The following is a 12,057-nucleotide window of genomic DNA, read 5'->3' as shown; positions in this document are numbered from 1 at the left end:
TTATACACTCAAAGCCGTTGATTATCGGCATAGATAACCATGAGCGTCGCATTCACCGCCCATTTACGATCGCCGCCTTTTGCCGGGGAATGGTTTTGCAGCTCAACGCGCGCAGGGATTGCTTCGAGCCGGGTGCTAAAATCCAGCAACGCTTCCAGCGTCATGGCCTTCACTTCCAGCCTGACCCGTTTCTTTCCGGGTTCGGCATACAGATTCACAATAGCAACATCGGGCATCAGTAATTTCGCAATCGGATTAAGCATCCCGATAACCTGCATCGCGGCTTTGGCATCAGGCTCATGTTTTCGCATTCTGGCTGACAGCCCACGAACGATTTCATTCTGTTTCGTTACCGTTTCGAGCAGCTGTTGATTTTGATTGCGTAAAACCTCACGTAATTCGTAGCTTTTAACGCTAGCCAGTAATAAATATGCTGAGAGAAGCACAGTCAGGGAAATAACTGGCCAGGCAAAAACAGGCCGGTGGCGAAAACAGGGCGACGGCCATTTTTTTCGCTGGAGAACAGAAAACATAATTACCCCTTTGAATAACCGTTGCTATTCAGGAAATAGCGCGGAATATGCGAGTCCATGCCCATTAAACGTGCTACCAGCGCCAGATGTTGATTTTCATCCATGCCATTTTCATTATTCAGGCTCCACACCTGTTGCCATTGACCGTGCCGTCGCGAGGCAAAAATACTCGACTGTGCGCCGCGAAGACAAAACAGTACATCGGCGGGCAACTTCCGCTGCCACGGGCGAAGCTGGTTATGCAACTCAACGTAGATACCGCCCACACGCAATTTCCACTTTCGCGCAACCTGCAATAAGGTCTGCCAAAGCTGCTCATCAATGGCGGCGACCAACGCAGTTGTCCCGTACGGAGCAGAGATAAATGCGGTTCTGAAGGCGCTGACCGATTGACCAAACGGCTGAGTTGCCGCGAACGTGGCGGCAAAGCTGCGGAGCTCCTCAGGCCTGGAGATACCCGCTTGCCACGGCACCGTAAAGTAATAAACCTGGCTGTTGGCGAGCCAGAAACTGAGCTTCCCCCACCACGGGATCGCGCGCCCATGCTGGTTTAATAGTTGGTCAAGCGCCGCCTCCAGTGCGATATCATCCGTTAATGTTTGCTCGGCGATAACCTGCCCGCGACGGCGCAACACCAATCGCCGAGGGTGAATTTCACACTGCACGTTATGCGGGAAGAGTGATAACACGGTTAATCTCCTGAAAGGTGGTTTTCCCGTCGAGTACGGCGCGAATGGCAACGTTATGCAGCGGCACGAACCCTTCCGATAAGGCAATTTCCCGTAACTGGCGGACCGAGCCGCGCGCCTGTAGTACCTCTTTCATCCGGTCGCTGAAGGGTAAAACTTCCGCCAGTGCCAGCCGCCCGCGATAGCCACTCTGTCGACAGGACGGGCATCCGCGCCCTTTGCGCCATACCGGCTGAAGCTGGCGCAAATCGCTTTGCTGCCACTGGGCAATGTCCTGCTCGCCCGGTTCAACGGTTTGCTGGCAGTCCGGGCAAATCCCACGAACCAGACGCTGGGCGAGCACGCCCCGTAAGGCGGAGAGCAAACTTTCTGCTTCCACGTTCATATAAAGAAAACGCTCCAGCACGCTAAAAACATCATTGGCATGAACGGAAGAGAGCACCAGGTGACCGGTTAACGCGGCCTGCACGGCAATGCCTGCGGTTTCGCTGTCGCGAATTTCTCCCACCAGAATGGTGTCCGGGTCATGGCGCAGGATGGCGCGCAGACCACGAGCAAAGGTCAGCCCTTTTTTGTCATTCACCGGAATTTGCAGCACATCATTCAGTTGGTACTCCACCGGATCTTCAATGGTGATTATCTTGTGCTCGCCAGTGTTCAGCTCGCTCAGGGCGGCATACAACGTGGTGGATTTGCCGCTGCCCGTCGGGCCGGTCACTAACACCATGCCGTGCGGCTGGTGCGTTAACTGGCGAATTTCGCGTAGCGTATGGTCATCAAAGCCGAGAATGTCGAGATCCAGCGTGCTGCTACTGGATTTATCCAGCACGCGCAACACGGCATCTTCGCCATGAATGCCGGGCACGATCGAGACGCGAAAATCAACAGGCCGCTGGTGGATAACTGCTTTAAAACGCCCATCCTGCGGAATACGCCGCTCGGAAATATCCATGCTGCTCAGCACTTTAATGCGCGAGATGATTTGCCCGGATGCCTGCACGCCGGGACAGTGGCGAATAGCGTGGATCACACCATCGACGCGGTATTTCACTGCCAGACCATCAGGCACCGCAGAGAGGTGGATGTCGCTGGCGCGGCTCTGGATAGCATCGTAGAGCGTGGCGTTCACCAGCTTGATAATCGCATTGCTCTCGCTGGCAATGTTCGATGGCGTAATCTCCAGCACCACCTCATCTTCGCCATCTTCATTCGACTGCTGTTCAAGCTGATCCAGCGTGCGCTGTTGCCTGCCAAGCGCCTGAAGTTGCTCCTGCACCCAACCGGGGGACGTGATTGCCAGCGTGACGGGCAAGTGTTGCGCCCACTGGCGTAGCGCCAGCGAAAACGGATCGCGCAGTAATAACCAGTGTTGATCCTGCCAGCGAACAGGCAGCACGTTCATCGCCAGCGCGTCATTAATGGAGACATGCTGAAAGTCGGGCTCTACTTCATCGGCATTTGTCGGCGCAAAAACGTTCACACCAAGCGCGGCGGCAATCAGCGGTAATGCAGTGGGCTGGGTAAGGATCAGTTTGTCGAATGCCTCGCCTCGTTGTGCCTCGTCGAGGGCAAGAAGATCATCAATCAATACGCTAACGTCATGTTGCGCCAACATCAGGACATACTCCCGGCCATTTCAAAAATGGGCATATAGAGCAGAAAAACAACCAGGCCGACAATGCCGCCCACGATCATCATCAATACGGGTTCAAAAATGCGCGTAAAGGTTTCAATGGCTCGCTCCAGCGCTTCGTCGTAGAACGCCGCGATGCGCTCGCACATGCCGGCCAGTTCACCGCTTCGCTCGCCAACCTGTAATAAACGCAGCGCCACCGGCGTGGTTAAATGCTGGCTTTCCAGCGATTCCGATACGCTCTTCCCGGCCATGACATGCTCAACCACGGTATTAAGTTGTGAGTGATGCGAAGCGGGAACGACGGATTGCGCGAGGCGTAACGCGTGCGTCACCGGCACCCCGCCTTCGATTAACAAGCCCAGGGTGCGGTAAAAACGCACAAGGATGGTGAGGAATTGCTGCTGGCGGAGCTGAGGAATATGCATCGCTCCTGCAACCAGTAACTGTTTCACCCACTTCTGCTTACACAACAAGATGAGCGAGGCGACAGTGAGAATGGTGCCCATCAACAGTTCCGGACCAGACTGTTTAACTAACTGCCCCCACCAGAGAATCAGCTCTGCACTGCGCGTCAGTTTGTTAACGCCTTCGAATACCTGCGAAAAACTGGGCACGATAAACCCCAGCAGGAAGCAGATAATCAGCCCGCCCACCGTCAGCACAATCACCGGATAGGTCAAGGTGCCGCGAATGCGTTTACGCAGTTGTTCGAGGCGTTGTTCGTAGAAATGGTAACGCTTGAGAGCGCTGGCAAGCTGCCCGGTTTGCTCGGAGGACGCGACGGTATTTACCAGCAGCGGCGGGAAAATATCGGGCTGCGTGGCCATCGCTTGCGACAGTTGGCTCCCGGCGTAGAGTTTTTCCAGCAACCCTTCGAGCATTTCCAGGGTTTGTTCATCATTCGAGCAGGCACACAGCGTTTCAATCGCTTCTGTCACCACCAGGCCTGCATCAAGTAACGCCATGAGTTCCTGAATAAACAACGTAATCGAGAGACGCTTTGCCTGCCGCTGTGTCTGTTGCGTCACGCGAAGGACAACGTAGCCAGCTTGTTGTAACTGATGGCGAGCAGTAACAGGCGTATCGGCCTGAGTACGAATTTTTTTACGTTTGCCATTTTCTAAGTAAGTGACTTCCCAGGTGCTCATTTTTCCCATGAAGCTCAATCCTTATCGTTACTTTTCAGTCCCTGATATACGCGAGCGACTTTTTGGCTATATTTCATCCGCGCGAGTCTGGTTTTCTTGTTACGCGCGTTGCCAGCGTTATAGGCCCCAACCGCTTCCCAGCTATAACCGAATATGCGCATTTGACCAGCCAGTACCCAGGCACCCGTCATAATATTCTGACAAGGGTTATTCAGCAGTGAACCGGGCGTGATGCGATATTTTTTTAGGTACTTAAAATGCTGGCTATTAATTTGCATTAAGCCGACATCGGTGGAACCGTCTCTATTTTTGTTGAACGCCGTGGCAGATAACCCGGATTCAACAGTGGCAATCGCCTGTAATAATTCAGGCTCAATACCATAACGCTCACCCGCCTGTTGCCAGCAATGTGCATTGGCACAATGAACCGTCAGAAAAAATAAGACGAGTATCAGCCTGAGCATGATTAAAATCCGTAAACAATGGCCTTACCGTTATTATCCGCAGTAGAAATATCCACTTCGTAAACGTCTTGCGACTGACGGCTCGGGTTATGCCACTGATACTCTTTACCCCAAGGGTCGTGAGGGATTTTCTGCGCCAGGTAAGGGCCATTCCAGTTATTCACATTGGCGGGTTTCTCAACCAATACATTTAACCCTTCGGTTTCGGAAGGGTAACTTCCGGTATCCAGTCGATACTGGGTTAATGCATCAGCAAAAGCGTGCATCTGACGCATGGCCGTTTTTTCTTTTGCCTGATCGACATTGGAAAATAATTTCGGGCCAACAAAACCGGCCAACAGCGCAATAATCATTAACACCACCAGCAATTCAAGAAGAGTAAAGCCGTGCTGCTGTTTAAGCTTAACGTACAGTTGATTCATCATGATTCGCTCGCTCGGAGAGTTGCTGTCCACCGCTGCTATTCTCCCCCGATGCGCTGTGGGTGAAAGATGATTGCTCCCGTAGACATAAAGAATGCTCTGCGCGGAAACGGAATACTCTTTTCGGGCAAAAGTAACGCTGATTTTTCTTACTGGTCAGATAGAAAAGTATCCATTAACACCGTATCGTATTTTTATAGTCTTCATTCCTACAGGACGTTGGGAGGATAATAATGTCAATTAATATATTGATTGCCGATGAACATACGATAATTCGCCGGGGGATGACCTCGATGATAAATTCCCTGAAAGCCAGCAATATTAATACAGAGAGGTTAGACATCGAGGTTGTTGGCGATACCCATGAGCAAGCAGAGCTCCTTAATATTCTCGCTAATAAACAAGTCGATTTACTCTTCCTGGGCTACGGCCTAAATATCGTAAAAACCGGCAGTCCCTTATCTGAATTAGACGGCATCGCCCTGGTAAAATGGATTTCAAGCCGTTACCCCAAAACAAAAATCATCTTTTTATCTCCGTATAACAACACCAATCTCGTTCGCATCGCCCTCGAAGCGGGTGCAAAAGGGTATATCAGCCGCAACACCAGCGAACGCACTTTATGGCGGGCAATGACCACCGTATTAATGGAAGAAGTCTATATAGAGCGCGGTTTAATGGATTCTTTATTCCGCCGTGACGCAATTACCCCGCAGGAACTCTCAACACGCGAAAGTGAAGTATTACGCTTACTCTGCCGCGGCCTCTCTTTAACAACGATTTCCAAACGCATGAACATCAGTATTAAAACGGTCAGCGCCCATAAACTTCGGGCTATGGCAAAACTGAATGTCCGAACAGATTGCCAGCTTTATTGCCTGCTCTTTCAGACACGCATGTTTGATATCGCTATGTAATAGTTATCAGGCCATCCTGATTACGGTATGGCCTTTTTGTCACACTGCCTTTTTATTTCACCAGCGCCCAGACTTCATGCTTCCCTGGCTGGTTGCCCTTTGTCCACCAGCGGGCCTGATACTCTTTCCCGTCCCACTGCACTTTATCGTCAGCGACATACACGCTGTCGTTATGCCACTGTGGCGACACAACGGCTTGCGGGCCTTCATCCTCATCTGGCGAGTTATGACCGCCAAAATCAACATCAATGACGTTGTAAAAGGTGGCGGCAGTATCAGAAACGTCCCAGGCAGCCAGAATCACATGATAGCCTTCACGTGACGGAACGTTGCACTCGTGCGGCTGATCGGCACCCGCGCCCGGTTGGCGGTTATTACCTTCGATATGGCAAAAAGGTGTCGCTTCAAAAGAGGCGCGCGTTAGCGGCTGGTTCGGGTTCCAGTCGGCTTTGGTGATGTAGTAATCCCACGCTTTTGTTTTATGTGGCGCAGTGTAGGTCCAGGAAAAGTCGTGAAGACCGGCGGTAATCGGATGTTTCGCCCAGCGTGTTTCCGTCTGTTCGTCCAGGCGGCTCATAGAGGCAACGCCAGCGCTGGCAATATGGCCATCTTCCGGTCCTTTATTCAATTCAGGGTAACCGTCTGACCCTTCCACACTTTGCATTTCATACAGCGGACCGCTGCCGCAATCTTTATTTTGTGCGCCCATATTGGCATTACACATAAAGGCGCGCGACGCGGGTTGCGAGACATAACCATGCGCCATCGCCCCACCGGCCATACTGAATGTTGCAACGGCCAGAACTATTTTTGAAAATTTCATAAATAACTCCATTTATCTTGAAAAAAAAAGCCGCAATAAACACTATTGCGGCCGAAGCATTAAAAGATTAACTCAACCAGAAATTACTTAATGACCTGCCAGACTTCATTTGTGCCCGGTTCATTGCCACGGGTCCACCAGCGTGCTTTATACTCCTGACCTTTCCAGGAGGCTTTATCTCCGCCAACGTAAATTTTATCGCTCTGCCAGGAGGCAGACGCTTCCGGGATATCCGGGTTGGTGACGTCACCGTCTGCCGGATGGTGCTTAATCGTGATCGACAGCGGAATAGAGTCATGAACGCCATCATTCACCGTCAGGTTAAACACCAGCGTGCTCTCATCTTCCGGGCTATTGAGCGTAAAGCTCGCTTTCTGCTGATTGGCATGAGTCAGTGTCACATGCGGGCCAGACACCTGTGTCCACGACCAGCTCAGCGGAGCGCCTTCCGGATCCGTTGATAAAGACCCGTCGAGCACTACCGTTGCGGCACCGGTGACGCTCTGCGGGTAAGTGGCTTTAGCGACCGGAATATGGTTTTCAACCTGCGGCACATCACCACCCGTCGCTTGTTTCATCTCGTTGATGTAGCTAACCTGGTCGGCAAAACTCAGTTGTGTATTGTTGGAACCGAGCGCCCAGACGAATACGCCGCCGTAGCCTTTTTCAGCCTGCCACGCCGCACGGGTGAGGTTCTTTTCTTTCGATTCAACATAGCGGCCTTCCGGCCCCCACTGGGAGTTGATGGTGTTGCCGAGGATGATTTTCTTCTGATCGCCTACCGCACGCGCGTAGTTCGCCATCGCCACGTCATAACGGAAGCGCGGACCGGCGTCATAGGTCATAACGTTAAAGAAATCAAACACATCTCGGCCACCCGTCAGTAGTGAAAGCGCTTCGCCGTGGTGTGTGGAGCGGGCGTCTTCAATAAACGAGCAATTTTCCATGACCGACGGGCTGGCACAGGCTTCCGGATCCGCGCCTACATGATAGGTGGTCAGGCTCAGGAGTTTACCGCTGTTCGGCCCCAGCAATTCTTTGACACGTTTCGCCAGATTGAGCAGGTTTTCGTTCTCCTGCGGCGTCAGACGGGCAACTTTTTCATAGTCAAAATCGATACCATCAAGCTGTACGGTACCCGCTTTCTGGAAGCTTGCCATGTTGCAGGTCTGATCCCAGGCTGCGCTCAGGCAGTCGCCCACCATCTCTTCCGGCTTCATATCCTTTTTGTAAACAGGGAAGTCGGTTTTCACCAGTTTCACCAGCCCCTGCGCGATTTTCTCCCGGCTCGCCGGATCGGCAATATGGGACCACATGCTTTCGTAGGTTTCACCGCCAAACGCCACCATCATTTTTTTCGACGGTGAAGCCAGTTTGGTTTGCGTCCAGGAAGTATACGCAGGCGGTAACCAATACGGGTCGTAATCAACTTCTTTAATAATATTGTCAGATGAAGAAATATCGCCATTTTGATCCCAACCGCCAAAGGAGAGGAAGAAGGTGTCAACATGGGATTTTTCAAGTTGGGTTGCCGCATCCTGAGGTAATCCCCAGGATGTCAGATAGCTCATTACGTGGTTATTTTCTGCGGAAAATGCGGACTGTGAAAGTAATAGTGTGCCTATTAAGGCCGCCAAAGATAGCTTTTTCAAAGTAACCTCCTGTTACAGGATAAATAACATCTCTGCCATCCATGTTATTCGTACCGAAAAATAATCCCATTAGCGGCCTCTTGCAAATAATGAGAACCGCGAATAATTGCCAGGGAATATTCCTGGTATTATTACGCGGCTATTTTTTTGCTTATTCACGTATAAATCTTATTTAATCCATTTACCAATCTCTTCCTGGCTGCACGGTTTAAATAAACAGCCATCCATGCCAGCGGCCAGGCAATGTTCAATGACTTCTGCCTGCGCGATGGCGGTAAATCCCAGTAGCGTGGCGCGCGCAACGCCACGTCGCTGCTCTTGTTCACGTAGCTGCTTTGCCAGCGTAAAGCCATCCATTACCGGCATATTGCAATCAATCAAAATGTAATCAAAGTGATGCTGTGTCTGCCAAAGCTCGAGCGCTTCCTCCCCATTTTGCGCTTCGCTCACCTGGTGGCCCAAAAACTCAAGCTGATGGCGTAACAGCATGAGGTTGGGCGGATAATCATCGACGATCAGCACCCGCTTGCCCCCCTCCTGTGTGGCCTGGGGTGTGCTCAGGCTATTCTGTTGTTGGCCAGGCCCATTTACTGCGGGCAAATGCAGCGTTAAGGAGACCGAGGTGCCTTTTCCTGGCGTGCTTGTTAGTGCCAGCTCGCCCTGCATCAATTCGCATAATGTCCGGCAAATAAACAGCCCCAGACCGGTTCCTCTGTGCAGGGTTTCGCCGTGAAGGCCAAATTGAGTAAAGGGATTGAAAAGTTTGGCTTGATCCTCTGGCGCAATGCCTACCCCGGTATCATTAACGGTGAGCGTGACCGTAACCTGTCCGGCGCCCGTGGGATGATGGGCAAGGATGACGCGGATCTCCCCTTCATGGGTGAATTTAATGGCGTTACTCAGCAGATTGGAGAGGATCTGTTTGTAGCGATAAGGGTCGATTTTCAATAAACACCGGCTACCGCCCTCCACCGTAAAGCGAATGGCGAGCTGCTTTTGATCGCTGGCCTCTTCAAACAACAGCACCACAGAACGGGTCAGGCCAATCAACTCCTCTACCGAAGGCTCCAGCGCCATGCGCCCCGACTCAATGCGGGAAATATCAAGAATGTCCCCCACCACGGCGAGTAAATTTTTCGCGGCGTCGTGCGCCACCTCCAGCATCGGTTGCGCCCGCTGCACCTGCACATTCTGTTTTATCTGCAACTCCAGAATGCCGAGAATAGCATTAAGCGGCGTGCGAATTTCGTGGCTCATCATCGACAAAAAATTGGTTTTCGCCAGGCTCGACGCCACCGCGTCATCCCGCGCCTCATTGAGCAACTGCTGCATACGCGTGCGCTGTTTGACCTGTTCGCGCTGCGAAACGCCCCACAGCAAAGAGAGCGCCAGCACCAGAGCGGCGCCAAAACCGATTTGCCAGAAATGGGTGCGCCACCGTTGCAAGAACGCTCCGCCCTGATAATGCCAACTGCTGCCAAGCTGCTGGTAATCATCTTCGGGTATGGTGTTCAGCACCTTATTAATAATGGAAAGGAGTTCCGGCTGCCGCGATGAGACGCCAAAGGCGATATGCATCGGGTTTACATCCAGCACGCCCGCCGTGCGCACCAGCTTCTGGCCGACCCGCTGGATTTGATATTCTGCATTGGCTTCGATACCGATTGCGGCATCGACCGCACCGGCGGCTAATAAATCGACAGATTCAGTCAGTCCACTGGTTTCAACCAACCGCAGATGGGGAAAATGGCTGGCGAGATAGCGCGCCATTAACGTTCCCTCACGCACCGCCACGCTCATCTTTGACGGTGTATCCAGCGTTTTTGGCGCGTAGACGGAGTTACGGATCAGCATGACGTATTTGCTGGTCAACCAGACTCGCGAATAACGCAATTCAGGCAAGCGATTAACTGGAATACCGGCCACCATATCGGCACGTCCAGCGGCGATTTTTTCACGCACGGCTTGCAGGCTTGAGACATCCGTAATGGCAAAATTTAGCCCGGTGCGCAGACGTATCAGCGTCAACAAGTCGGCGCTGATGCCGCTGAAATTCATCTTATTATCGATAAAACTCATCGGCGCGTACGCATCGAAAGCAAGGACGTTAATGGTCGGATGATCCCGCATCCACTGCCTTTCATGGGTGGAAAATATCGGGCGACTCTGTGCGGCTGTCGCAGCCAGCGCCACATTGGTAAAGACCCATAATCCCAGCGCGACAAACAGCCCCTTCAGGCGATAAAAAGGAGAACCCTGCATTAATTGCTCCGGTTTTTAATAGATGCACAACAAATAGAAAATAAAGTGGGCTATTTAACAGTCACATATGAATTACCAATAGTGGCGCATTAATTCCCGTAGCTGGCAATATTCACTGAACATGACTGAAATAAAATTTGTGCGCATCTTAAGGCTATTTTCCTCGTTGATACCCCCTTCCTTAATGAGAACCGGCAAGCGCTCCATAATAATGCAACTTCGCCTGGCGCGGCGCATGCCAAGGAGATGCCACGACGACTTCATACGGTGAGCAAGAGCGGCTATCTCTATCAGCGTTGCCTGTTGGCACATTTCCGTAAGTTGTTTGATATCGCCATCCAGCGTGAGTAATAGCGTCGGTATCATTGCATCAATCACCGCCTGCTGCTGCCCCGCCAGTGCCCGTAATTCGCGCAAATCGGCCAGCGGAGGCGCTTCATTGCCCGACAGAGCGAGTAAAGGCAAAGATATAAGCTGGTCGAAACCTTTAAGATGTAATAAAGGTTCATTTAAGGTTTGCGGACAGGTACTGCATGCCAGCAACAACGTGGGCAGCGTGAGCGCCTGGGCCAACTCTTCAGCCAGCACCGCATCGAGAAGAGAAAACCCCGCGCGGGTATTTTCTGTTAAATCAATCGCTAAAGCGTGCCAGCTTTGCTGGTGCAGATAACGTAGCGCATCCCGACCCGGCACAATGACCACGTTTTGATCAACGCCTTGCCTGCATGGCTGCTCAGCACTAAAAGTAGCGAGTAGCGTTCGCGTGGTGCGCACATTTACCTCCATGGTGTTAACTGGTTAACCCAACTTGCTGAAGGTATTGATAAAGTTCGTATTCAGACGTAACGCCGAACTTACGCATCGCACTTTTCTTTTGCGCGCTGACGGTCTGTTTCGTTCGACTAAGCCGGGTACTGATTTCATTAACCGTTAATCCGCGAAGGAGCAGGCGCAACACTTCATTTTCTTTTGGCGTCAGCCTTACCCGCAGCGTAGGTATTGGCGGCGCGTTTTCCAGCTCCACTTTACTGGCACTTAAGGCGCCGGGGAGACGTTTCATGGTATGCAATAACTCCGTCGACAGGCTGGCCTTACTGAGCACCGCATGAACCCCCAACCGTCGCAGCGACCGCTGGACGCCGGGGTTACTTATCATCGTCACCACGATTATCAATAATGTGGGCCAGCGCCGTTTTATTAACTGAATAAGCGCCAGGCCATCATTATATTTTTCACCGGGCATACTGAAATCGGTGATGAGAATATCCGTGGGCTGATGTTCCAGTTTCATTACCAGTTCGTCCGTGGTCAGGGCTTCATCAATAATCAGGTATTGCCGTGAAAGAGGTGTGAGTAATGCGCGTAGCCCCATTAAATAAATAGGGTGATCATCTGCAATCAGAATGTTTTTTTTCATCAACATATTTACGGATTTTCAGGTGACATCAACGTAACGACAGTGCTGGCTACTCTAACAAAAAATGTCACGATGCTGGATGTATATTTATAAA

The 12,057-nt window shown here is 51.6% G+C and carries 12 protein-coding genes; 1 reads left to right on the top strand and 11 read right to left on the bottom strand.

The genetic code is table 11. The features are described 5' to 3' along the window. Positions 1–8: 8 nt before the first annotated feature. The 6 genes from Q5705_09580 to gspG form a co-directional block, all read right to left on the bottom strand. Positions 9–311: a hypothetical protein gene (locus Q5705_09580; GenBank protein ID WLI78765.1), complete on the bottom strand. Its 303-nt coding sequence runs from the start codon at positions 309–311 to the stop codon at positions 9–11. A gap of 224 nt (positions 312–535) precedes the next feature. Then, complete coding sequence (locus Q5705_09575) at positions 536–1,222, bottom strand: hypothetical protein (protein ID WLI78764.1); 687 nt, start codon at positions 1,220–1,222, stop codon at positions 536–538. Further along, complete coding sequence (locus Q5705_09570) at positions 1,200–2,837, bottom strand: GspE/PulE family protein (protein ID WLI78763.1); 1,638 nt, start codon at positions 2,835–2,837, stop codon at positions 1,200–1,202. Before Q5705_09570 ends, Q5705_09575 begins: the two co-directional genes overlap by 23 nt. Continuing rightward, on the bottom strand, positions 2,837–4,015 hold the full coding sequence (locus Q5705_09565; protein ID WLI78762.1) for a type II secretion system F family protein: 1,179 nt from the start codon (positions 4,013–4,015) through the stop codon (positions 2,837–2,839). Before Q5705_09565 ends, Q5705_09570 begins: the two co-directional genes overlap by 1 nt. Before the next feature lie 5 nt (positions 4,016–4,020). After that, positions 4,021–4,470 carry a lytic transglycosylase domain-containing protein gene (locus Q5705_09560; protein ID WLI78761.1) on the bottom strand — a complete coding sequence of 150 codons (450 nt, stop codon included), beginning with the start codon at positions 4,468–4,470 and terminating at the stop codon, positions 4,021–4,023. Positions 4,471–4,472: 2 nt separating this feature from the next. Next, entirely contained in the window at positions 4,473–4,895 is a 423-nt protein-coding gene (gspG, locus tag Q5705_09555) for a type II secretion system major pseudopilin GspG (GenBank protein WLI78760.1), read from the bottom strand. Positions 4,896–5,125: 230 nt separating this feature from the next. Here gspG and Q5705_09550 point away from each other — a divergent pair, with 230 nt between their 5' ends. Beyond that, entirely contained in the window at positions 5,126–5,809 is a 684-nt protein-coding gene (locus Q5705_09550; GenBank protein ID WLI78759.1) for a response regulator transcription factor, read from the top strand. Positions 5,810–5,861: 52 nt separating this feature from the next. On the opposite strand, the gene Q5705_09545 is transcribed toward Q5705_09550, so the two are convergent. From Q5705_09545 to Q5705_09525, 5 genes are all read right to left on the bottom strand, one after another. Next, positions 5,862–6,632 carry a lytic polysaccharide monooxygenase gene (locus Q5705_09545; protein WLI78758.1) on the bottom strand — a complete coding sequence of 257 codons (771 nt, stop codon included), beginning with the start codon at positions 6,630–6,632 and terminating at the stop codon, positions 5,862–5,864. An 83-nt stretch (positions 6,633–6,715) separates the two neighbouring features. After that, on the bottom strand, positions 6,716–8,203 hold the full coding sequence (locus Q5705_09540; GenBank protein ID WLI78757.1) for a glycosyl hydrolase family 18 protein: 1,488 nt from the start codon (positions 8,201–8,203) through the stop codon (positions 6,716–6,718). A gap of 249 nt (positions 8,204–8,452) precedes the next feature. Continuing rightward, positions 8,453–10,546, bottom strand: a complete 2,094-nt coding sequence (locus Q5705_09535) for an ATP-binding protein (GenBank protein WLI78756.1) — start codon at positions 10,544–10,546, stop codon at positions 8,453–8,455. 72 nt (positions 10,547–10,618) lie between these two features. Beyond that, a complete protein-coding gene (locus Q5705_09530) occupies positions 10,619–11,320 on the bottom strand; it encodes an Hpt domain-containing protein (GenBank protein ID WLI78755.1) in 702 nt (233 codons plus the stop codon). Between the two features lie 16 nt (positions 11,321–11,336). Then, complete coding sequence (locus Q5705_09525) at positions 11,337–11,963, bottom strand: response regulator (protein ID WLI78754.1); 627 nt, start codon at positions 11,961–11,963, stop codon at positions 11,337–11,339. Positions 11,964–12,057 lie beyond the last annotated feature (94 nt).

This window comes from Kosakonia sp. H02 (genome assembly GCA_030704225.1).
In the GTDB taxonomy this organism is placed as follows: domain Bacteria; phylum Pseudomonadota; class Gammaproteobacteria; order Enterobacterales; family Enterobacteriaceae; genus Kosakonia.
This window is presented reverse-complemented; position numbering and strand designations above follow the sequence as displayed.

What these genes read in the sequence shown, in the direction of transcription:
- Q5705_09580 (WLI78765.1), bottom strand. Translation starts at nt 311, where the DNA reads ATGCGAAAACATGAGCCTGATGCCAAAGCCGCGATGCAGGTTATCGGG.
- Q5705_09570 (WLI78763.1), bottom strand. Translation starts at nt 2,837, where the DNA reads ATGTTGGCGCAACATGACGTTAGCGTATTGATTGATGATCTTCTTGCC.
- Q5705_09565 (WLI78762.1), bottom strand. Translation starts at nt 4,015, where the DNA reads ATGGGAAAAATGAGCACCTGGGAAGTCACTTACTTAGAAAATGGCAAA.
- Q5705_09560 (WLI78761.1), bottom strand. Translation starts at nt 4,470, where the DNA reads ATGCTCAGGCTGATACTCGTCTTATTTTTTCTGACGGTTCATTGTGCC.
- gspG (WLI78760.1), bottom strand. Translation starts at nt 4,895, where the DNA reads ATGATGAATCAACTGTACGTTAAGCTTAAACAGCAGCACGGCTTTACT.
- Q5705_09550 (WLI78759.1), top strand. Translation starts at nt 5,126, where the DNA reads ATGTCAATTAATATATTGATTGCCGATGAACATACGATAATTCGCCGG.
- Q5705_09545 (WLI78758.1), bottom strand. Translation starts at nt 6,632, where the DNA reads ATGAAATTTTCAAAAATAGTTCTGGCCGTTGCAACATTCAGTATGGCC.
- Q5705_09540 (WLI78757.1), bottom strand. Translation starts at nt 8,203, where the DNA reads ATGAGCTATCTGACATCCTGGGGATTACCTCAGGATGCGGCAACCCAA.
- Q5705_09535 (WLI78756.1), bottom strand. Translation starts at nt 10,546, where the DNA reads ATGCAGGGTTCTCCTTTTTATCGCCTGAAGGGGCTGTTTGTCGCGCTG.
- Q5705_09525 (WLI78754.1), bottom strand. Translation starts at nt 11,963, where the DNA reads ATGAAAAAAAACATTCTGATTGCAGATGATCACCCTATTTATTTAATG.